Source organism: Gulosibacter sediminis, from assembly GCF_030011715.1.
GTDB lineage: Bacteria > Actinomycetota > Actinomycetes > Actinomycetales > Microbacteriaceae > Gulosibacter > Gulosibacter sediminis.
Genome location: NZ_JASCYH010000010.1, coordinates 34,395 through 55,638, shown reverse-complemented (window position 1 = coordinate 55,638; position 21,244 = coordinate 34,395). Strand labels below are relative to the sequence as shown.

The following is a 21,244-nucleotide window of genomic DNA, read 5'->3' as shown; positions in this document are numbered from 1 at the left end:
ACGGCATCGGGGCTGTGGAGAACTGAGCTGCCCACTTCGGGCAGTGCCTAGGCTTGTAGGTATGACAACGGCACAGCAGGTCCTCGAACAGGTATGGGGTTACCCAGAGTTTCGTGGGCAGCAGGCCGAGATCATCGATGCGGTCGTGCAGGGCAGAGATGCCCTCGTGCTCATGCCCACCGGCGGTGGCAAGTCGCTGTGTTACCAGGTGCCCGCGCTCGTGCGCGAAGGCACGGGCATCGTCATCTCGCCGCTCATCGCACTGATGCAAGACCAGGTGGATGCGCTCGGCCAGCTCGGCGTGCGGGCCGCCTACCTGAACTCGACCCTCGACATCGACGAGCGTCGCCTCGTCGAGCAGCAGTACATCGCCGGCGAGCTCGACCTGCTCTACCTCGCACCCGAGCGGTTGCAGGCGACTATCCCGCTACTCCAGCGCGGCAACATCTCGCTGTTTGCGATCGACGAGGCGCACTGTGTGAGCCAGTGGGGCCACGACTTCCGCCCCGACTACCTGCAGCTCAGCGTGCTGCACGAGCAGTGGCCCGACGTCCCACGGGTGGCCCTCACGGCGACCGCGACGCTCGCGACGCGCGACGAGATCATCGAGCGGCTCGGCCTCGACGGCGCCGCGAAGTTCGTCTCGAGCTTTGACCGCCCGAACATTCAGTACCGCATCGTGCCGAAAGACCGCGCCCGCGATTCGCTGCACAAGTTCATCAAGGCCGAGCACCCGGGCGACGCCGGCATCGTTTACTGCCTGTCGCGTAAGTCGGTCGAGCAGACGGCCGAGTACCTGAGCGACCGCGGCATCCCGGCACTCGCCTACCACGCGGGCATGCCTGCGGCGACGCGCGCGACGAACCAGGCGCGGTTCCTGCGCGAGGAGGGGCTCGTGATGTGCGCGACGATCGCGTTCGGCATGGGCATCGACAAGCCCGATGTGCGCTTCGTCGGGCACCTCGACCTGCCGAAGTCGGTCGAGGGGTACTACCAAGAGACGGGGCGTGCGGGGCGCGACGGGCTGCCGTCAACCGCATGGCTCGCCTATGGCTTGCAGGACGTCGTGCAGCAGCGCCGCATGATCGACCAGGGCGAAGGCGACGACTTCTATAAGCGGCAGCAGTCGCTCCACCTCGATGCGATGCTCGCGCTGAGCGAGACCGCCGGCTGCCGGCGCCAGATGCTGCTCGACTACTTCGGCGAGCGCTCCGAGCCGTGCGGCAACTGCGACAACTGCATCAACCCGCCTGCGACGTGGGACGGCACCGTCGCCGCGCAGAAGCTGCTCTCGACGATCGTGCGCATCGACCGCTCGCAGCGGCGCGCGTTCGGCGCCGGCCAGCTCATCGACATCCTGCTCGGCCGTGACACCGACCGCATCGCGCAGAACCGGCACAACGAGCTGTCGACCTACGGTATCGGCACCGAGCTCGACGAGTCGGAGTGGCGATCGGTCGTTCGGCAGCTGCTCGCGATGAACGTGATTCAGGCACACGGCGACTACGGCGTGCTGCGCATGACCGAGCGCGGGGCGTCGGTGCTCGGCGGCGGCGAACAGGTGCAGTTGCGAACGGATGTGCGCGAGCAGCGCGTGCGCAGCTCGCGTTCGTCACGCCCCAAGCCCGAGCTCGACTCGCTGCAGCCCGAGCAGCTCGCCCGCTTCGAGCGACTGCGCGAGTGGCGCCGCGACACCGCGCGCGAGCAGTCGGTGCCCGCCTACGTCGTGTTCAACGACGCGACGCTGCGCGAGCTCGCGGTAGAGCGCCCCGACACCATCACCGCGCTCGCCGGCATCTCTGGCGTCGGCCGCTCGAAGCTCGAGCAGTACGGCGAAGAGGTGCTCGACGTCATCGCGTCGCGCGAGTAATTTCGCGATCTTCTCTTCAAGTTGTGGATGTTGCGCTTGGCCCCATTCGAGGCTCGTTTTCGCGTGCGTTTGGGGCTGAACGCAACACCTATGCGTGAGTGAGTCGGTGCGATCGGCGTCGTACCCAGGTCGAGCTGCTGGGCGGATGCGGCTGCTCGGTTGATGTGTCGGCTCGGCAAGCGCGACGGCGATAGCACCCGGCGGCAGCAGGCCGGAAACTGGCCGCCCCTGGCACGGCGTCGGAAGCTGTCCCATCCACCGCACGCGCGCCGGAAGCGGTCACGTCGGCGACGCTGGCGTCGAGGACCCGGTACCGCAGAATGCCAGTCAGGTGAGCGCCACGGACCCCCATGTGGCCGCTATGTCGGAGGCTCATGGTGAACTGAAACCAGTCCCCAAACCGTCGCGATTCCACCCACGCCCTCAATGTCGGAGGGTCGTGGTGAAGTAAAGCCAGTCCCCAAGCCGTCGCCGACTCGTCCTCGCCCGCATCGTTGCGGTCAGGAAACTCCCCGCAAAGAGATCGCACCTAGGGCTCACGTTTTGGCCCGCTCACGCGTCTTCAAGACAACGACGAACAGTTCCGCAGGCTCCGATCACACCGACGCTCGTGCTCGAGGAGGTGACACCCGATGACCGCTCCCAACCACGCCACGCCGCCCGACGATGACGACGACTTCGAGCCCACGCGCAGCGCGAACAGGCACCAGCCCGACGGCACGACCCCAGAACCACAGCACGACGACCTCACCGCACGCGCCCGACACGTCGCCGACAATTACGTCGACTTCAATACGCTGCGCCGCCAAGCCGACCTCGGCGAGTGCCGCATGCTCGCCGAGGCGTACGACATCGCCGAAGAACACACTCGCCGCGACGCCGAAGCGGGCGCTCACATCATCTCCGACGAGAACGGCCTCCAGTCCCACCTGCGCTCCACCGTCGCCAGCCTCGGCATTCGCACCAACGAAAGCGATATCGCCCTCACGAACCGCGCCCTCGACGCGCACCGGCTCACCACGCAGTTTCCGATCTGGATGACCGCGCTCGATGAGGGCGCCGTCACCATGCGACATGCGGGCGCGCTCCTCCGGTTCGAGCGCAGGGTCGGCGAGGAGCGCCACGACGAGTTCGGCGAGAAGGTGCTCGACTACGCGCGCACCCACACGCATGGGCAGACCGAGAGTTACGCGAAACGACTCGCCGCCCGCCTCAACGCCGCCGAATTCGAAGCCGCGTTCCACCGCGAGTACGAAGAGCGCACTGTCACTATCCAAGACTTCGGCAGCGGCATGTCGCGCCTCACCGCCGACATGCCCACCGGCATGGCCCACGCCAGTTACGACCTCATCAACAAGCGTGCGACCCAACTGCGCGACGAGCACCAAGAAGACGCGAAACAGCACCGTGCCCGCGTCCGCGCGGCACAAGCGGCGGGCGAAGAACTCTCGACCGAGGACGCCGAGTTCATCGAAGACCCGCGCACCGTCGCGCAACTGCGCTCCGACGTGCTCGTCGAGACGCTCCTCACGACGGTGCCGCAGAGCACGCTCGAGTCCGAGGCCAAGGGCAACCCGCACGTCAACGCGACCGTGAGCGTCATCGTGCCGGTCACCACCCTGCTCGACCCCGACGCACCGCGCGACATTGCCCTCATCGACGGCACCGAGCCGATCAGCGCGTTCGAGGCTCGCGAGCTTGCCGGCAGCGTGACCTGCTTCGACCGCATCCTCACCGACCCGATCAGCGGTCACGTGCTTACCGTCGACACCCGCATCGCGACCCCGCAGATGCGCAAATTCCTGCAGGCCCGCGATCGCACCTGCCGGTTCCCCGGCTGCCGCCGGCCCGCCAACCGCAGCGACCTCGATCACACGACGCCGTGGGCCGCGGGAGGCACCACCAGCGTCGACAACCAGGCCCACCTGTGTCGGCGACATCACACGCAGAAGCACCAACAACCGTGGAGAGTCAGGCATCTCGGTGGCGGGGTACTCGAATGGACCTCGCCAATTGGTGACGTCTTCATCAACCGACCCGAACCACCCGGGCCGATCTTCAAGCCCGTCGACGAGCTCGTCTACGACCCCGCCGTCGATCCCGCTCCCTTCTAGCGAGGGAGGACTCTGCCAATTGCCGGCGCCAGTGCTTCGCCTCGGCGTCAGGCGTTAGCTCAGGCCAGCGCGGTCCAGGTCTGCGTCACGAAGACCAGACCGACGAGGAACAACACAATGCCGCCAGCAAGGAAGGCGATGCCACTGCGGCGAACGGCGTGCAGGTCGGCATTCGAATAGCGGGCTACGTGCGAGGAGGCGCCGGGTGAGTCGGAGGTGACATCCGCATCCAACCAGCGCGGCGAATCTTCAAACCCGGCAGGCACCTGTTCGGGGCCGTCATACTCGACCGGCTGCGAGTATCCGGGCTCCTGAGCGCGCGGCGGAACGGGCTTCCGCATGAGTCGAGTGGCGCCGATGACGATGAGCACGGCGCCGCCGATAGTGACGGCGACGGCGACAACAACGGCAACAACTTGCAGCGCGAGCAGAAGAGAAAACGTCATCGATTCCTAGAGCTTGCTATCGGGCACGCTAAACGTATCGCACGAGCCAACACCCTGCTCGTAGCCCGTGATCAGCCAATTCACGCGCTGTTCGCTCGTGCCGTGGGTGAACGCCTCGGGCTGAACCTCCATGCCCTGCTGCTCCATGATGTGGTCATCACCGATCGCCTCGGCGGCCGAAATGGTGGTCTCAATCTCGGCACGCGTCGGTGCCTCGAGGATCGCATTGCCGTCGGCGTCGGTCTGCGAGGCGGCCTCGCCCATCCAGGCGCCGGCGTAGCAGTCGGCCTGCAACTCGATGCGCACCTGGCCACCGTTGTCGCCGGTGTCGCGCTGGCGGTCGGCGGTGAGGGCACCGGCTAGGTTCTGGATGTGGTGGCCCCACTCGTGCGCGAGCACGTACATCTCCGACAGCGGTCCGCCCGAGGCACCGAACTGCTCGGTGAGGATGTCAAAGAACGAGGTGTCCATATAGATGGACTGGTCGGTCGGGCAGTAGAACGGCCCGACGGCGTTCGACGCGGTGCCGCACGACGACGAGGTCTGCCCCTCGTAGAGAATCACGGTCGGGTCGACGTAGTCGCGAATGCCGACCTCCGAGGATGCGTCGGCCCAGTACGCCTCGAGCGTCACGGCAGCGCCTTCGACACGGCAGTCGCGCTGCGCATTCGCCTCGGCGCCGGTGCAGACGAGGTCTTCGTCACTGGCCGACTGCTGCTGCTCGGTGCCGGCCCCGCCGAAGAACTGCGTCAGGTCGACACCGAACAGCTGCGTCGACAGCAGCCCGAGTATAAGCACGACGACACCACCGCCACCAACGGCAGCGGTGGTGCCCCCTCGACGCTTGCGAACATTGCCAGAATCGAGATTTGAGTTCTCGTTGAACGTCATGTCGCTACAGTAACCCGCCCACGCGAGGCAGGCGACCACTCACGAGGCTAGCGGCGCGAGCCTCGCTTCAGGCGGTAGATCTCACGCTCGTCCTTCGGCTCCTCACCGGAGGCGCGAAGCTGCTCGTAGTACTCGTTCGCTTCGGCCTGACGCTTCTCCTCGCGATCGTCCTCAATGATCTTCGCGCGCAGCTGGGCGTCAGTGTAGCCGAACGAGCTCACGAGGTCCTGCGCAAGCGGGCGCAGGCGCAGCACGAGGCGGTCAATGTACGAGGTGACGAGGCGTGCACGCTTTGCGGTGAGACGACCGGCGAGCAGGTACCACTGCAGGTCGCGCTCGATGAGGCCCAGGCCGAAGAGGTCGCGCAGCCATGTCATGACGCGCTGCGTCTCCGAGCCCTCCTCAAAGTCCGACAGCTTGCGGGTGAACGCATCCCACTGCGTGAGCTCGGCATAGGCGCGAGCCGCGTCGATGAGCTTGCTCTGATTCGCGTTGAACACGGCGTTCTGCTCGTCGGCGGAGCCCTTCGCGACCTTGCCGATCTCCATGCCGATCTCGGCGATGGCCTCTTCGACCCGGGCCTCGAGCAGGGCGCGCTGGTTCTCGGGCTCGCGCAGCCAGCCCACTGAACGCGCCGACTGACCGAGGTCGCCGACGTTGCCGCCGAGGCGGGCAAGGCCGATCTCGCGGAACGCCTTGCCGGCGAACTGCGTGGCGACGATGCGTGCCTGGCCGCGCGCATCCACCCCCTTGAACTTCGAGGCGTAGTCGTCGAGCAGACGCTTGCCCACGAGCTGGTGCAGCACGGTGTTGTCGCCCTCGAACGTCGTGTAGACGTCGAAGTCGTGGTGCAAGCCGACGATGCGGTTCTCCATGAGGAAGCCGGCGCCACCGCAGGCCTCGCGGGTGTCCTGCATCGTGTCCATCGCCTGCCAGGTCGACAGCGGCTTCAGCGCGGCGGCGAGCGTCTCGAGGTCGGCGCGGCGCTCGGGGGTGTCGCCCTTGCCCGAGAACACGGCGTCGAACTCGCGCAGCAGTTCGTCGTGCGCGAAGGTCGCGGCGAAGGCGGTAGCGATGCGGGGAATCAGGCGGCGCTGGTGGCGACCGTAGTCGAGCAGCACGGTCTCGCGACCCGACTTCGTGTTGTCGAACTGACGACGCTGGTTCGCGTAGGTCACGGCGATCTGCAGCGACGCCTGCTGCGCGATGGTCGAGGCGCCGTCGAGCGAGACGCGGCCCTGCACGAGCGTGCCGGTCATGACGAAGAAGCGGCGACCGGGCGACTCGATCGGTGAGGTGTAGTTACCCTCCTCGTCGACGTTGCCGTAGCGGTTGAGCAGGTAGTCGCGGGGAATGCGCACGTGGTCGAAGTGCAGACGACCGTTGTCGATGCCGTTGAGGCCACCCTTCTCGGCGTCATCATCGCCGCCGACGCCGGGCAGGAACGCGCCCGCGTCGTCGCGAATCGGCACGTAGAACGCGTGCACGCCGTGGTTGACGCCCTTCGTGATGAGCTGCGCGAACACGACCGCGGCGATGCCGTGCTTCGCGGCGTTGCCGAGGTAGTCCTTCCACGCGTTGCGGAACGGGGTGTTGATGACCCACTCCTGCGTCGCCTCGTCGTACGTGGCGGTGGTGTCGAGGCCGGCAACGTTCGAGCCGTGGCCCGACTCGGTCATGGCGAAGGCACCGGGGATGCGCATCTCGATGACGTCGGGCAGCCAGCGCTTGTGGTGCACCTCGGTGCCGAGGTGCATGATCGCCGAACCGAACAGGCCGAACTGCACGCCGGTCTTAATCTGCAGCGACGGGTCGGCGAGCGTGAGCTGCTCGAACGCCGCCAGGTTGCCGCCGTGGTTGTTGCCGCCGCCGACGCTCTCGGGGAACGCGAGCTTCGGGGTGCCGAAGGCGACGAGCTTGTGCGACTGCTCGAGCACCCGCTCGCGGTGTTCCGCCATGCTCAGGCTGTCGTCGCGCCAGAAGTCTGGGGTCGCCGACACCTTGCGACCGAGCGCACGCTGCTCGGGCCAGCTGCCCATGATGGCGGTGAAAATCGCTTCGCGGTCGATGCCGGATGTTCCGGTTGCGACCTCGAGGTCGTGGTCAAGATCTTCGAGGTGCTGGTCAGTCATGTGTCACCTTTTCTCTGCCGCTGCGGGATGCAAGTGGCTGTCGCGACAGTGCAACAGCGCACGTGTTCCCAACGCTAAGACAGCGCCCGAAGCGCCCGCCCGCGGCCTGCGCCCTCGGCACAATAGGGCGACGCGACCCCGCGCCCGACTTGGCGCAACCCCACAAACCTGAGGGTGCATCCTCTTCGCTCACGCACAAGGATGCACCCCGCCGCGCTACGAGCGCAGGGCGTCGGCGAGCTTCACCCGCGTGCCGGTCCGCAGCACCGAATTGCGGTAGATGCGCCCCGCGAGCCAGATCACGGCGACGACGAACACGACCATGACGGCGGTCGCCGCGAGCGGCTCCCACCACGCGGCGTTGCCTTGCAGAATGCGCAGCGGCATCGCCACCGGCGACGACACGGGAATGTACGACAGCCAGGTCATGAGGGTGTCGTTCTGGAACCCGAGCATCGGCCCGATATACGGAATCATGAGCAGGTAGGTGAGCGGCGCGGTGACGCTCGCGACGTCCTCGGGGCGCGACACGGTCGCCGAGAGCGCGGCGTACATGCTCGCGTAGAACATGAAGCCGAGCAGCGTCAGCACCGAGAACCACACCAGCGAGACGCCGATGTCGGGCACGTCCTGCAGGTTCCCCGCGACCGCGAGGCAGATGAGCGCGGCGGCGACGATCACGATGACCTGCACCATCGCGAGCACGGTGCCGCCGACGATCTTGCCGGCGAGGATCGTGCCCGGTTTCACCGTCGACACGAGCAGTTCGACGATGCGCGAGGCCTTCTCTTCGACGATCGACTGCGAGAGCCGCTGCGCGTAGAGCATGATCGCGAGGAAGAATACGAGGCCGTAACCGAGGGCGACGAACATCATCATGAACTGGGGAATCTGCTGCTGGTCGAACTCGAGCGAGCCGGTGAGCGGAGTCAGCGTGAGGCTCTGCGCGAGCGAATCGGGCACCGAGTCCTTGCCGACGACGACGAAGTACGGGCTATTCGCGACGGTGTCCGCCGAGATGACCTCGCCGTCCTCGGCGTGCAGTTCGAGGCCGGTCGCGTCGGCGCCCCGCAGCACCAGCGCATCCAGCTCGCCCGACTCGAGCTGGGCAACCGCGTCATCGACCGAGCCGATGCGTACGAGGTCGCCCGCGATCGCGTCGGCGGGCAGCGTCGACTCGGGCAGGGTCGTGCCGATCTGCTGGTCTTCGCCGTTGCCGCCGGTGATCGCCGACATGACGTCGCCGAGGAACCGGCCACCGAGCAGCACGACCGCGATGATCGCGACGATCGAAATGAGGCTCCACCACATGGCCTTCGCGCGCACGGCGGTCGAAATTTCGCGACCAGCGACGAGGCGCACGCCCTCCATGACACTGATGGTGCGAGGGGATGTGTTCTGCTGCGTCATTAGCGCACCTCCCGGAAGATCTGGGTGAGTCGGGTGAGTTCGCGCTGGAACCGGCGCACCTCGCCCCGCTGAACGCCCTCGCGCAGCAGCTCCTGCGCCCGGGCCGCGGCGGCCTGCTCGTCGGCGGCGAGGATGCGGATGACCTGGCCCTCGCCGAGCGCGTCGACGAGCTCGACATCGGCCTGCGCTGCCAGCCACGTGACGTCGTCGACGTCGATCCGGTACAGCCCCTGCGAGTGCTGCTCCTGCAGCTGGCGCCGCGAGCCGGTCGCCTTAATCTCGCCCTCGGAAATGATCACGAGCTCGTCGCTGAGTCGCTCGACCACGTCGAGCTGGTGCGAGGAGAACAGCACGGGCACGCCGTTCGCGGCCTCCTCCTGCAGCACCGTGAGCACCGCATCGACCGCGACCGGGTCGAGGCCCGAGAACGGCTCGTCGAGCATGAGGAACTCGGGCGAGTGCACGAGCGCGACGCATACCTGCGCGCGCTGCTGATTGCCGAGAGAGAGCGACTCGACGTTGTCGTTCGCGCGCTCGTGCAGGTTGAGCCGCTCCAGCAACTCGTCGGCGCGACGCTTCGCGGCGTCCTGACCAACGCCGTGGAGGCGGGCGAAATAGACGATCTGCTCGCGCACCTTCATCTTCGGATACAGGCCACGCTCCTCGGGCATGTAGCCGAAGCGCGCCCGATCGGCATCGTTGATCGGCTTGCCGTCGAGCAGCACGCGACCCTCGCGGGGCTTGAGCAGCCCGAGGATGGTGCGCATCGTCGTGGTCTTACCGGCGCCGTTCGCGCCAACAAAGCCCGTCAGATGGGCGTCGGACACCGAGAAACTGACGTCCTTGAGCACCTGCCGATCGCCGTACCAATGACTTACGTGTTGGACTTCGAGCAGCATGCTCCCCCAAGATTCGGCTGCGGAAAGGTCGTACTCGAAGCTACGGAAGTCGTGTAACAGTCCCCTGGGCGGCGGTACGGACGGCGTCGACGATGTCCTCCGGCGTCGCGAACTTCGAGATCGCCGCGGCGACCCCGCGGCTCGTCGCCACGTCGACGATGTCGGCGTCGTGCTTGCCGGTGAGCAGCAGCACCACGGGCCGGTAGCTCTCGACGCGCGTGAGTGCCTCCAGCGCATCCATCACGGTCGAGCCATCGGCGAACTTCGCGGCGACGCACACCACGTCGGGTCGCTGTTCGTTAGCCAGCCGCATGAGGTCGTCAACGGTTTCGCCCTGCCCCACGACATCGATGTCGGCCGGGGCATCAAGAATGAGCGAAAAGCCAGCACGAACCAACAGGTGCGGCTCCACCACGACGACGCTTGTCGACGACATAGCCACCTCCCCTTCGGCGCCTGAGCGCGGTTGCTTTGCCCGAACGGTACCTACCCCCGGTAACGCGCACCTTGAGCCGCGGCAAATTACAGATGTGTATTCCTGTTCCCCACGCCCATCAGGTCAGGCGACCCTTAGAATTACTTGAAAAGGTGCCCCATGAAGAACATCAGTACGCGTCTGCTCATGACGTGCGCCGCCATTGGCGTCGCCGGCGGTGTCCTATTCACCGCCCATGCCTGGCTTGGGCTCATCACGGTGAACACGGTGCCGTTCGTCTACGGCCTCACGATGGGCCTCTATTTCTTGCCTGGGGCGCTCGCCCAGTCGCTGTTCCACCGGCCCGGCATCGCGCTGCTCACAACGGCGCTCTCAGGTCTCGTCGCGAGCCCGTTCCAGCCCATCTTCTTCATGGCGTTCCTCACGAGCCTCATGATCGGCGTGGTGCAGGAGATCCCGTTCCTCGTCACCCGCTACCGCATCTGGCGGCCGTGGCTCTTCGTGGTGAGCGGCGTGCTCAGCGCGGGTATCACGGCGGGCGCGGCCTTCGGCATCCTCGGCGGCGAGGACTACGGCACAGCCGGCACGATCCTCATCGTCGGCTGCTTCCTCATCTCGCCGCTCGTGTTCACGATGATCGGCGTCTGGCTCGCGGGCGCGCTCGACCGCGCCGGCGTCGCGCGCGGCCTGCAGCAGGACGAGCGCCGACAGCGGTGACCGCCCCGCTGCTGCGTTGCGACCAGCTCTCCGTCACTCACCGCGACGCCGCGCGGCCCACGCCGGCCGGCGTGAGCTTCGAGGTCGCCACGGGCGAGGCGCTGCTCGTGCTCGGCCCCTCGGGCAGCGGCAAGTCAACGCTCGCGCTCGCGCTGAACGGCCTCGTTCCGAAGAGCGTGTGGGCGGATGTGTCGGGTCGCGTCGAGCTTGGCGGTCGCGACCTCGTCGAGTTGCGGCTCGCCGACGCGAGCGCGCACGTCGCGATGGTGTTTCAGGATGCCGACGCACAGATCGTCGCCGGCACCGTCTACGACGAGGTCGCGTTCGGGCCCGAGAACCTCGGCGTGCCAGTCGACGAGATCGAGCGGCGCGTCGAGGCCGCCCTGCGGGCCGTGCGGCTCTGGGATCGCCGCGACGACGCACCCGAAGTGCTTTCGGGCGGCGGACGCCAGCGGCTCGCGATCGCCGCGGCCATCGCGCAGGGCTCGCCCTGCATCGTGCTCGACGAGCCCACCGCGAACCTCGACCCGCGCTCGGCCGCGGAAGTCTACGACGTGCTCGGCGAGTTGCTCGCGCGCGGTGACGTCGGCATCGTGCTCGTTGAGCACAACCTCGATCAGGCGCTGCGCATCACCACCCGGGTGCTCGTGCTTGACCACGAGGGGCGCGTCGCCGTCACCGGCTCGCCGCGCGAGGTGCTCGTCGACCACGCCCACGTGCTCGCCGAGCTCGGCGTCTGGCTGCCCGTCGCGACGCAGATCGGCGCGCGGCTCTGGGGCGCGGGCGTGCTCTTCGACGAGCTGCCGCTGACGATCGACGAGCTGCGCCGCACACTCACGGCCACGTCCGCGCTGCCCGAGGTTGCCGAGCGCCCGTCACCGGCCCCCGCCGACGCTCCCGAAGCCATCGGCGCCCGCGGGCTCTTCGGCCAGCTGTCGTTCTCGCTGCCCGCCGCATCCTTCACCGCGCTCGTTGGGCCGAACGGTGCCGGCAAGTCGACGCTGCTGCACGCGCTCACGGGCATCACTCCCCCGGGCCGCGGGCACGTGTTCGTCGGCGGCGACGACCTCACTCGGCTGCCCGAGCGCGAGCTGCGCGACCGCATCGGCATCGTCTTCCAGAACCCCGAACAGCAGTTTCTGACGGGGCGGGTTTGGGACGAGCTCGCGCTCGAGCTGCGCAGCCGCGGGCTCGACGAGGCCGAGGTTGAGGCGCGGGTTCGCGCATCCCTCGAGCGCTTCGACCTCACGGCGCACGCAGAGCAGCATCCGTTCGTGCTCTCGGGTGGGCAGAAGCGCCGGCTCTCGGTCGCGACGGCGCTCGTGTCGGGCGCGAGCACCCTCGTGCTCGACGAGCCGACGTTCGGGCAGGACGAGGCGCGCGCCGCCGAGCTTGTCGGCATGCTGCGCGAGCTTGTCGCCGGGGGCACCACGGTGCTCATCGCGACCCACGATCTGCAGCTCGCGGCCGAGGAGGCCGACCGGGTGCTCGTGCTCGACGACGCGCGGCTCGTCGCCGACGGCGCAACGCACGATGTCATCGCCTCGGGCGTGCTCGAGCGCGTCGGTCTCGGGCTGCCGCCGGTCGCTGCGGCGTTCCGCGGTATCGCGGGCCCGCACGGCGCGATCACGCGCATGCGCGAGGTGCCCGGGCGCGAGGTGTGGCGATGACCGCCGAGCGCCAGCCGTTCCTGCACCGCATCCACCCGCTCAGCAAGTTCGTGGTCGCGCTCGTGCCCATGGTCGCGCTGTTCTTTGTCGACGGCTGGCACGTGCCGGCACTCGTCGGGGTGGTGGCGCTCGGCACGGTGCTCGTCGGCTCACGGATGCGCTGGCGCCAGCGCATCGCGCTGCTCGTCGGCCTGCCCGTGCTCGCGTTCATTCTCTCGATCACCCTCGGCGTCTGGGTAAACCCCGCGCTCGGTGAGGGCACGCCGGTGCTCGCGCAGTTCGGCGACTGGCAATTCACACTCGGCACGTGGGAGCACGGCCTCGCGAACTCGCTGCGGCTCATCGCCCTGTTCGCGCTCGCGCTGCTGAGCGGCTCGTCGACCTCGGGCGACGACTTCGTGCGGGCGCTCGTGCAGCACCTGCGCGTGCCGTATCGCTTCGGTTACGCGGGGCTCGCAGCATTCCGCTTCGTGCCGCGGTTCCGCACCGAGCTCGAGAACATTCGCCGTGCGCACCGCGCCCGCGGCATGGTGTTCGGGCGCGGGCTCGGCGGCTGGTTTCGCCGGCAGCGCGCGTCGCTCGTGCCGCTGCTTGCCGCCTCGATGCGGCATGCCGACCGCGTGGCACTCGCCATGGATGCCCGCGGCTTCGGCTACGCCGCCACCCGCACGGAGCGCCACCCGCTGCGCATCGTCGCAACGGACTGGCTGTTTCTCGTCGTCGGACTCGCCGTCTTCGCCGCGTGCTTCGTCGTTGGACTTGCCTAGCTACTGAGCAACAAGAAGGCGGGCGCCTCATCGGGACGCCCGCCTTCTTGTTCGTTAGCGCTCGCTACTCCGCGTGATTCCCACGACGGATGCGCATGAGCGCCAGGCTCGCCGCGAGCAGCACGCCGCTCAGCGCGAGCAGCGGCACGATGCCGTCGACGCCGGTGGTGGCGAGGCCGTTGGTACCGGCTTCGGGAGTTCTGGTCGAACCAGTGCTCGAACCCGAAGTCGAACCACCCTGCATCTCCGTTGCAACCGGAGTCTCGGACTCGCTGGGGTCCACACTTTGATCGGGGCCATTCGTCTCAACCGGCTCCTCCGGCCCAGTCGGGGTCGGGGTCGGCGCAGGGGTCTCCCCGCCGCCGTTCTCGACCTCGCAGTCGAGCATGCCCGAGCGCAGGGCCTCCGGCTGCAGGCCGTCGGCGAACCACCAGACGGGGCGCTGGCCGTCAACGCAGAAGTCGATCGACGAGACGGCGAAGCCCTCGTTGTTCAGGTTCTCCATGCCGGTCGGGCGGTCGATCTGCACGACGTCGGGCGTGGTGGTGCCGTTCAGCGTGAGCTGCGCGAGACGGCCGTTGTAGCCGTCGTCGGTCTCAACCCAGAGCACGCCGAGCGCCTCGTCGTACTCGAGGCCCATGGCACCGCCGATCTGCGGGTCGAGGTCGGCGACGAGTTCAGCCGAGCCGTCGGCGTTGAAGACGAAGGCGTAGACGTGGCCGTTGTCTTCGAGCGCGACGAAGAAGACGCCGCCCGAGACCGCGTTCGGGTAGTTCGCGGGGTCGTAGACGCCCGCGTCGCCGACGAGCTGGTCACCCAGAGCATCGTTTGAGACCCACTCGACGGCCTCGATACCCACGTTCGCGTTTACGGACGGTAGCAGCTCGGTGAGGTCCCACTCGTTCTGCGCGATCAGATCGGGGCCTGGCTCATTCGGGTCGACGAAGAGCACGCTGTCGTAATTCACGCCCTTTGCACTGTTGTCGCGCTCGGAGGCAACGTAGACCAGGCCGTCGCCGTCGACCGTGATGCCCTCGGTGTCGGGGCCCGCGGCATCGGGGTTGTCGGCGTCCTTGGCGTAGCGCACGCGCTTTCCGTCAGCCCAGCCGTCAGCGACCGTCACGGTGCCATCGGCCTGCGCGTCCGCCTTCCAGATGGTGCCGGTGCCATTGTCAACCGCCCAGAGCGCGCCGTCGGCGAAGTCGAGGCCCGAGGAGTCCTCGAGGAACGTGGGCTCGAGGTCCTGCACCGTCACGTCCTGGCTACCGGGCCAGGCGATGACGTCGGGAATGCCGGCGCACTTGTTGCGCTCGCCCGGGGTGGGCTCACTCGTGACGCCAAAGTCGCCGGTCGCGTCGGGGCAGCGGCCCCAAGTCTCGGCGGCGTACTCGGTCCAGGCGGTCTGCTCGACGACGGTGCCGCCGTCGACGATGCGCACCTCGTTGAGCACGACCGCGTTGCCGCAGGAGTTCGCCTCGCCCTTCGTCCCGACCGCGACGTCGACGAAGTCGCCGGTGCCATCCGGGCAGCGCGCGAGCACACCATCCGCGTGCTCGGCGTAGCTGTGCTCGGCGACCGTCTGGCCAGCCGCATCGCGGATCGTCACGGTGTCGCCATTGCCGAGGCCGAAGGTGAAGTGCTCGCCGCCGTCGAAGACGAAGAACTCGCCCGGCTGCAGCGTCGTGCCGTCGGCCAGCGGGGTGACGTCAGCCGCGTGGCCGATCGGGTCGTTATCCATGAGCGTCCAGCCCGAGATGTCGACGGCGGTGTCGCCGGTGTTCACGATCTCGGCCCAGTCGGTGACGTCGCCGTTCGACTCGATCTCGTTGATCGCGACGCTCGGTGCGACGCCCTCGTTCGCGGCGCCCGGGGTAGCGTAGCTCAGCGCGAAGTTGCCCGTCGCATCCGGGTAGCGCGACCACGTCGCGGCGGTCTCGTCGCCGTCGATGGCCGGGTGTTCCGTCCAGCTGTAGTTCTGAATGAGCGTGCCGGCGGCGTCGTAGACGCGGATGCTGTCGCCCGAGCCGATTCCGATGGCGGCTTCGAACGTGCCGGGCACGTAGGTGTCGGTCGCGTCGTCGAAGTACTCACCCTCGCTCGCCGCGTCGACGACGAGGTACTCGCCCGGCGCGATCGAGGTGCCGGCGGGGAAGCGCCAGCGGTGGTCGTCGGAGTTGTCGCGAATCTCGTAGCCCGAGATGTCGAGCGCCTCGTCGCCGGGGTTCGTGAACTCGACCCAGTCGGCGGGCGACGAGTCGATCTCGTTGAGGATGAGCTCGGCCGGGGTCGGCTCGACCTCGACGGGCTCGCAGTTGTTCGCGGCGCCGAGGGTCACCTCGGTGCCGGGGGCCCAGTCGCCCGTGCCGTCTTCGCAGCGCGACCAGTCGGCGAGCGGGGCGGTGTTCTCGTAGTCGAGGCGGTCGATCTCGGCGCCCGAGGCGTCCTTGAGCACGACCGAGTCGCCCTTGCCGAGGCCGAAGGTGAAGTCGACGTCGGCGTTGAGCACGAGGTACTCACCCGGCGCGAGGCTTCCACTGAGGTCGCCCTCGCCCGGGCGGTCCTTGTCGTCGTGCACGCTCCAGCCGGCGAGGTCGACGGCGGCCGAGCCCGCGTTGAACAGCTCGATCGCGTCTTCGCTGCCCGAGACGTCGTCGTAGACGACCTCGTTGATGACGACGCCGCTGAAGTTGTTCGCGGCGCCCTTCGTCGGCACCGCGGTCTCGGCGAAGTCGCCGGCGGCGTTCACGCCGTAGGTCACCTCGGCGTGGCCGTCCCAGCTCTGCTCGGTGACGAGGGTCGTGCCGTCGGGCGCGAACAGGCGCACGCTGTCGGTGCCGCCGAGGCCGAAGTCGAAGTCACCGGCGCCGTCGTTGAGCTCGTCGAACACGAGGTAGCCACCCGCGGCGACGACGGTGCCGGCAGGAATCACGAAGGTGTGGTCGTCGTCCGAGTCGCGCAGGATGTAGCCCGAGAGGTCGACCTCGCTGTCGGCCGGGTTGAACAGCTCGATCCAGTCGCCGGGGTTGCCCCCGCTCGACTCGACTTCGTTGATGACAATGTTGTTTTCGACCGGCGCGGCCAGGGCGATCGAGGGCGCGGCCATGAGGCCGGCGCAGCCGATCGTCGCAGCAGCGAGCAGCGAAAGCGGGCGACGAGCGCGCATTCATACTCCTGGGGCAGGGGCGGGGATTGAACCCAGCTACCCAATCCCGCCCACCTAAGCGGCAGGTGTCGCCTCAGTGAACTCGAGGCAAACCCCGCCCGGCCAAGGGGTTAGAACTGCGCGAATTCGTCGAGCTCGCGGCCGCCCGGCGACGCGGGCTGCACGTGCGCCTCGACGCCGGCCTCGGCGAGCATGTCGCGCATCCGGTCGCGGTGCGAGGGCGTGACGAGCGTGATGACCGTGCCGCTCGCATCCGCGCGGCCCGTGCGGCCCGCACGGTGCACGTAGGTCTTGTGGCCGATCGGCGGGTCGAACTGCACCACGAGACGAATGTCGTCGACGTGGATGCCGCGCGCGGCGACGTCGGTCGCGACGAGCACGTCGACCTTGCCCGACTGAAACTTGTCGAGGTTCGCGGTGCGCTCCTCCTGCGTCAGGTCACCGTGCAGCGCGAGCGAGGTCACGCCGTGCTCGGCGAAGGCCTCGACGAGCCGGTCGGCGCCGAGCTTCGTGCGCACGAACACGAGCACTCGGCCGCCCGAGCCGGCAAGCTGCGCGGCCACCGCATCCTTGTCGTCGCGCCGCACGGTGAGGATGCGGTGGTCGATCGCCGCGCGGTCGTCGGCGACCTCGTAGACGGCCGGGTTCGGCAGGTAGCGCTCGACCAGGCCGCGCACCTGGCTGTCGAGCGTGGCCGAGAAGAGCATCCGCTGGCCCGAAGGTCGCGTGCGGAACAGGATGCTGTTGACCTGCTCGATGAAGCCCATGTCGCTCATGATGTCGGCCTCGTCGAGCACCGTGATGACGACCTGGCTGAGGTCGAGGGTGCCGCGGTCGGCAAGGTCATTGATGCGCCCCGGCGTGCCAATGACGATGTCGACGCCGCGCTTGAGGCCCTCGCGCTGGCGCGCCGCGGGCACGCCACCGTAGAGCTGGGTCGTGAAGAAGCCGATCGCGCGGGCGAAGGGCTGAATGGTGCGGTCGATCTGCAGCGCGAGCTCGCGGGTCGGTGCGAGCACGAGCGCCTGCGGGGCGCGGCCCTCAACCCGACCGCGCTTGCCGCGCAGCAGGAACAGTCGCTCGACGAGCGCAGCGCCAAACGCGATGGTCTTGCCCGAACCCGTGCGGCCGCGGCCGAGCACGTTGCGGCCGGCCAGCGCCTCTGGAATCGTCGCCACCTGCAGCGGGTAGGGCGTCTCGGCGCCCTGCTTCGCGAGCTCGCGGATGATGCGCGGCCCAAGCCCGAGGTCGGCAAACGTCACACCCTCAGCCTCGGCGGCCGTGATGGTCGTGGCGGGCAGGGGCGCGTAGACCTCGTCGGTGGGGATGCGCGGGGCGCGCCGCTCGGGCGCCTCGCGCTTCGGCTCAGCCTTCTCGGCCGGCGTCGGCGCGGGGCGCGCGGACGGCTCGGGCCGGTAGCGCTTGTTATTGAACTTGCCCGCGCCCTTTTTCTTGCGCGGGTCGTAGTTCGAGGGGGCCTTGTAGCCGCGGGCCATCTGGCACCTCCTGGTTTCTGACTCCCCAGCCTAGCGAGCTACGCCAGACCGGCCTCCTGCAGCTTCTGCTCGTTGCGCTCGGCGCGGCGGTTGGCGCGCTGCTCGCGGCGGCCCTCGACGAGCACGTAAAGCGCGGGCAGCACGACGAGTGTGAGCAGCGTCGACGAGAGCAAGCCGCCGATCACGACCACCGCCATCGGCTGCGAGATGAAGCCGCCGTGGCCCGTGATGCCGAGCGCCATCGGGGTGAGGGCGAGGATCGTGGCGAGCGCGGTCATGACGATCGGGCGCACACGGCGCGTGGCGCCATCGAAGGTCGCCTCTCGCACGTCGTTGCCTCGGTTCCTGAACTGATTCACGAGGTCGATGAGCACGATCGCGTTCGTCACGACAATGCCGATGAGCATCAGCACGCCGATGAGCGAGGCCACGCCGAGCGGCAGACCTGTCGCGACCTGCAGCAGGATCGCGCCTGTCGCGGCGAACGGCACCGACACGAGCAGCAGCAGCGGCTGCAGCAGGCTCTTCAGCGTCGCCACCATGACGATGTAGACCACGAGAATCGCGGCGAGCATCGCGAGGCCGAGCTGCTGGAATGCCTGCTGCTGGTCGGCCGCGCTGCCGCCGAGCTCGGCGGTCGCGCCGCCCGGCAGCTTGATGCCGTCGATCGCCTCAGTGATCGCGCTGCTCATGCCGCCGAGGTCGTCGCTCTCGCTCACGATGGTGAGGTCGGTGTAGGGCGTGCTCGACTCGGCCGTGATCGACACGGGGCCGTCAGTGACCTCGACGTCGGCGAGATCACTCAGTGGCACGACGCCGGTGCCGGTCTGGATGTCGAGCTCGCGCAGCTCGTCGACGCTCACGGGCGGCTCCTCGTCGCCGACGAAGTAGACCTGCAGCGAGCTGCCGTCGATCATGATCGAGCCAGCGGGCACTGGCTGAAGCGCCTGCATCACCTGCCCGCCGATCGCGACCTCGTTGAGGCCAGCCTCGGCCGCTGCGGTCTGGTCGATGTTGAGCTCGATAAACGGGCGGGTCTCGTCGATGCCGGTGTTCACCTGCTGCACTCCTTCGACGCCCTCGACCGCGGGAGTTACGGCATCGACGGCCTCGCGCAGCGCGTCGGCGTCGGGCGCGCTGACGCGCACCGTGACGTCGGTGCTAAAGCCGGCGCTCGCGCCGATCTCAACGTCGCCGAGGTCGTCGCGGGCGTCGATTTCGTCGCGCAGCTGCGACTGAATCGCGTCGGCGTCGGCGTCGGCGTCGGTCGTGATTGACCAGGTGATGGTGTTCGAGCCGCCGCCCGTGAACATCGAGATGAGGTCGCCGCCGCCGTAGCTCACCTGCACGATGTCGATGCCCTCGGTGTCGTCAAGTACGCTCTCGAGGCGCTCGGCGTACGCCGTCTTCGCGTCGAGCGAGGCGTTGACGCCGACCTCCTGCGACATCTGAAAAGTGTTCTGCCCGGCCGAGCCGAGGAAGTTCGTCTTCATGAGTGGAATGAGCGCGATCGTTCCGGCGAGCACGACGACGGCACCCACGAGCACCCAGCCCGGGCGCACGATGATGCGGCGTAGCAGCGGCTCGTACAACTTCTGCAGCCAGTTGCGCGGCTCGTCGGCCTCCGCATCCGCCGCGTGCGCGCCGTGCGTCTCGACCTCCGACGCGCGCACCTTCGAGCCGCCCATGAACCAGTACGCGAGCACGGGCACGATCGTGAGCGAGACGAACAGCGAAGCGAGTAGCGCGACCGCGCTCGTCAAGCCGAATGGCCGGAACAGTTCGCCGGTGACGTCGCCGACGAAGATCACGGGCAGGAACACGGCAACGGTCACGAGCGTCGACGCCGTGATCGCCATGCCGACCTCGCGCACCGCCTCGGTGATGACCTTGACGCGCTCGCCGCCGCGCAGGGCAGCCGACGGATTCATCGTGAGGTGTCGGCGGATGTTTTCGACCACCACGATCGAGTCGTCAACGACACGACCGATCGCGATCGTCAGCGCGCCGAGCGTGAGCACGTTGAGCGAGTAGTCGAGGAAGTAGAGGGCGATGAACGTGACGAGCAGCGACGTCGGAATCGAGATCGCGGTGATCAGCGTCGCGCGCACCGAGAAGAGGAAGAAGAAGATAACGAGCACGGCGAAGACGAGGCCGAGCAGTCCCTCGGTGACAAGCGTGTCGATCGACTGCTGGATGAACGGGGCCTGGTCGAGCGCGACGGTCACGGTGACGTCGTCGCCGAGCGCCGCCTCGATTTCTGGCAGCACTGAGGCGACGGCCTGCGACACTTCGACGGTGTTCGCTGAGGGGCGCTTCGTGACCGACACGGTGAGCGCATCCTCACCGTTGACGCGCGAGATCGAGGTGATCGGTGCGTAGTCCTGCTCGACGTCGGCGACGTCGCCAAGGGTCACGACGGTGGGGGTCGCGGCCGGCGCCGTCGGGTCCTGCTGGGTAGTCGCATCCGCCGACACCGGCATCGGGATCTCGCGGAGCTCGTCGACCGACGCGAGCAGATCGCCTGCCTGCACCGTCAGCGTCTCGTCGCCCTCGGTGATCGTGCCAGCGGGTACGAGTACGCCGGCGTCGTCGAGGGTGTCGGTGATGTCCTGCAGCGACAGGCCGTTCGCCGCGAGCGCCGCCTGGTCGGGCGCGATCGTGATGCGCTCGGCGCGGTCGCCCGAGACGTCGGCGGCGCGCACGCCGTCCAGGCCGCGCAACTCGGGCACGGCGAGTTGCTCGACGCGCTCGGCAAGCTGCGTCGGGTCGCCGCCCGTGAAGGCGAGCTGCACGACGGGAAGGTCGTCGATCGAGCCCGAAAGCACGCTCCAGTCGGCGTCTTCGGGCAGCTGCGCGTCGATGCGGTTGAGGGCCTGCTGGATACGTTGCTCGGCATAGACAATGTCGGTGCCGAACTCGAAGCTGGCCGAGACAACCGACTGGCCGTCGCTCGACGTCGTCGTCGTCGAGTCGAGGCCCTGCAGGCCCTGCAGCGCCGACTCGATCGGCTGCGAGACGTCCTCGTCGACGATCTCGGGCGAGGCACCCTGGTAGCTCGTCACCACAGAGACCTGCGGGAGCGAGATCGAGGGGATCAGCTCCTGCTTCAGGTTCGTCATGAGGAGCGCGCCGAAGATCGCGATCGACACGGTGATGAGAGCGATGAGGGCGCGGTTGGCGAGACTGAGCTTGGCAAGTGCGTGCACGAGTGCAAGTTTTTCACACTTGGG

At 68.2% G+C, this 21,244-nt stretch carries 14 protein-coding genes; 5 read left to right on the top strand and 9 right to left on the bottom strand.

The window, feature by feature from the left end; translation table 11 throughout:
- Nucleotides 1-61: 61 nt before the first annotated feature.
- Both recQ and QM019_RS05255 read left to right on the top strand, forming a co-directional pair.
- Nucleotides 62-1,870 carry a DNA helicase RecQ gene (recQ, locus tag QM019_RS05260; protein ID WP_282852154.1) on the top strand — a complete coding sequence of 603 codons (1,809 nt, stop codon included), beginning with the start codon at nt 62-64 and terminating at the stop codon, nt 1,868-1,870.
- Nucleotides 1,871-2,502: 632 nt separating this feature from the next.
- Nucleotides 2,503-3,984 carry an HNH endonuclease signature motif containing protein gene (locus QM019_RS05255; RefSeq protein WP_282852153.1) on the top strand — a complete coding sequence of 494 codons (1,482 nt, stop codon included), beginning with the start codon at nt 2,503-2,505 and terminating at the stop codon, nt 3,982-3,984.
- A 59-nt stretch (nt 3,985-4,043) separates the two neighbouring features.
- Here the strand turns inward: QM019_RS05255 and QM019_RS05250 are convergent, their stop codons facing one another.
- The 6 genes from QM019_RS05250 to QM019_RS05225 all read right to left on the bottom strand — a co-directional run bounded on the left by QM019_RS05250 (nt 4,044) and on the right by QM019_RS05225 (nt 10,198).
- The gene (locus QM019_RS05250) at nt 4,044-4,430 is read right to left on the bottom strand and encodes a hypothetical protein (protein ID WP_282852152.1); all 387 of its coding nucleotides are present in this window, start codon (nt 4,428-4,430) and stop codon (nt 4,044-4,046) included.
- A 6-nt stretch (nt 4,431-4,436) separates the two neighbouring features.
- On the bottom strand, nt 4,437-5,321 hold the full coding sequence (gene ypfJ / locus QM019_RS05245; protein WP_125107606.1) for a KPN_02809 family neutral zinc metallopeptidase: 885 nt from the start codon (nt 5,319-5,321) through the stop codon (nt 4,437-4,439).
- A 47-nt stretch (nt 5,322-5,368) separates the two neighbouring features.
- On the bottom strand, nt 5,369-7,453 hold the full coding sequence (locus QM019_RS05240) for an acyl-CoA dehydrogenase family protein (protein WP_282852151.1): 2,085 nt from the start codon (nt 7,451-7,453) through the stop codon (nt 5,369-5,371).
- 216 nt (nt 7,454-7,669) lie between these two features.
- Nucleotides 7,670-8,863, bottom strand: a complete 1,194-nt coding sequence (locus QM019_RS05235; protein ID WP_282852150.1) for an ABC transporter permease — start codon at nt 8,861-8,863, stop codon at nt 7,670-7,672.
- Nucleotides 8,863-9,759, bottom strand: coding sequence for an ABC transporter ATP-binding protein (locus QM019_RS05230; protein ID WP_282852167.1), 897 nt, complete (start codon nt 9,757-9,759; stop codon nt 8,863-8,865). Before QM019_RS05230 ends, QM019_RS05235 begins: the two co-directional genes overlap by 1 nt.
- 43 nt (nt 9,760-9,802) lie before the next feature.
- Nucleotides 9,803-10,198, bottom strand: a complete 396-nt coding sequence (locus QM019_RS05225) for a response regulator (protein ID WP_282852149.1) — start codon at nt 10,196-10,198, stop codon at nt 9,803-9,805.
- Between the two features lie 159 nt (nt 10,199-10,357).
- On the opposite strand from QM019_RS05225, the gene QM019_RS05220 reads away from it, so the two are divergent.
- Genes QM019_RS05220 through QM019_RS05210 form a run of 3 tightly spaced genes read left to right on the top strand, consistent with a single transcriptional unit; the run spans nt 10,358 to nt 13,352 of the window.
- A complete protein-coding gene (locus QM019_RS05220; RefSeq protein ID WP_125107602.1) occupies nt 10,358-10,915 on the top strand; it encodes an ECF transporter S component in 558 nt (185 codons plus the stop codon).
- Nucleotides 10,912-12,585 carry an ABC transporter ATP-binding protein gene (locus QM019_RS05215; RefSeq protein ID WP_282852148.1) on the top strand — a complete coding sequence of 558 codons (1,674 nt, stop codon included), beginning with the start codon at nt 10,912-10,914 and terminating at the stop codon, nt 12,583-12,585. The genes QM019_RS05220 and QM019_RS05215 overlap by 4 nt, the downstream gene beginning before the upstream one ends.
- Complete coding sequence (locus QM019_RS05210) at nt 12,582-13,352, top strand: energy-coupling factor transporter transmembrane component T family protein (RefSeq protein WP_282852147.1); 771 nt, start codon at nt 12,582-12,584, stop codon at nt 13,350-13,352. The genes QM019_RS05215 and QM019_RS05210 overlap by 4 nt, the downstream gene beginning before the upstream one ends.
- A 64-nt stretch (nt 13,353-13,416) precedes the next feature.
- Here QM019_RS05210 and QM019_RS05205 read toward each other — a convergent pair whose 3' ends face one another.
- The 3 genes from QM019_RS05205 to QM019_RS05195 form a co-directional block, all read right to left on the bottom strand.
- The gene (locus QM019_RS05205; protein ID WP_282852146.1) at nt 13,417-16,515 is read right to left on the bottom strand and encodes a lamin tail domain-containing protein; all 3,099 of its coding nucleotides are present in this window, start codon (nt 16,513-16,515) and stop codon (nt 13,417-13,419) included.
- 110 nt (nt 16,516-16,625) lie between these two features.
- The gene (locus tag QM019_RS05200; RefSeq protein WP_282852145.1) at nt 16,626-18,011 is read right to left on the bottom strand and encodes a DEAD/DEAH box helicase; all 1,386 of its coding nucleotides are present in this window, start codon (nt 18,009-18,011) and stop codon (nt 16,626-16,628) included.
- Nucleotides 18,012-18,049: 38 nt separating this feature from the next.
- The gene (locus tag QM019_RS05195; protein WP_282852144.1) at nt 18,050-21,220 is read right to left on the bottom strand and encodes an efflux RND transporter permease subunit; all 3,171 of its coding nucleotides are present in this window, start codon (nt 21,218-21,220) and stop codon (nt 18,050-18,052) included.
- Nucleotides 21,221-21,244 lie beyond the last annotated feature (24 nt).

Coding starts and splice junctions, on each gene's coding strand:
- ypfJ (WP_125107606.1), bottom strand. CDS start 5,321: ATGACGTTCAACGAGAACTCAAATCTCGATTCTGGCAATGTTCGCAAG.
- QM019_RS05240 (WP_282852151.1), bottom strand. CDS start 7,453: ATGACTGACCAGCACCTCGAAGATCTTGACCACGACCTCGAGGTCGCA.
- QM019_RS05250 (WP_282852152.1), bottom strand. CDS start 4,430: ATGACGTTTTCTCTTCTGCTCGCGCTGCAAGTTGTTGCCGTTGTTGTC.
- QM019_RS05210 (WP_282852147.1), top strand. CDS start 12,582: ATGACCGCCGAGCGCCAGCCGTTCCTGCACCGCATCCACCCGCTCAGC.
- QM019_RS05200 (WP_282852145.1), bottom strand. CDS start 18,011: ATGGCCCGCGGCTACAAGGCCCCCTCGAACTACGACCCGCGCAAGAAA.
- recQ (WP_282852154.1), top strand. CDS start 62: ATGACAACGGCACAGCAGGTCCTCGAACAGGTATGGGGTTACCCAGAG.
- QM019_RS05205 (WP_282852146.1), bottom strand. CDS start 16,515: ATGCGCGCTCGTCGCCCGCTTTCGCTGCTCGCTGCTGCGACGATCGGC.
- QM019_RS05225 (WP_282852149.1), bottom strand. CDS start 10,198: ATGTCGTCGACAAGCGTCGTCGTGGTGGAGCCGCACCTGTTGGTTCGT.
- QM019_RS05255 (WP_282852153.1), top strand. CDS start 2,503: ATGACCGCTCCCAACCACGCCACGCCGCCCGACGATGACGACGACTTC.
- QM019_RS05235 (WP_282852150.1), bottom strand. CDS start 8,863: ATGACGCAGCAGAACACATCCCCTCGCACCATCAGTGTCATGGAGGGC.
- QM019_RS05220 (WP_125107602.1), top strand. CDS start 10,358: ATGAAGAACATCAGTACGCGTCTGCTCATGACGTGCGCCGCCATTGGC.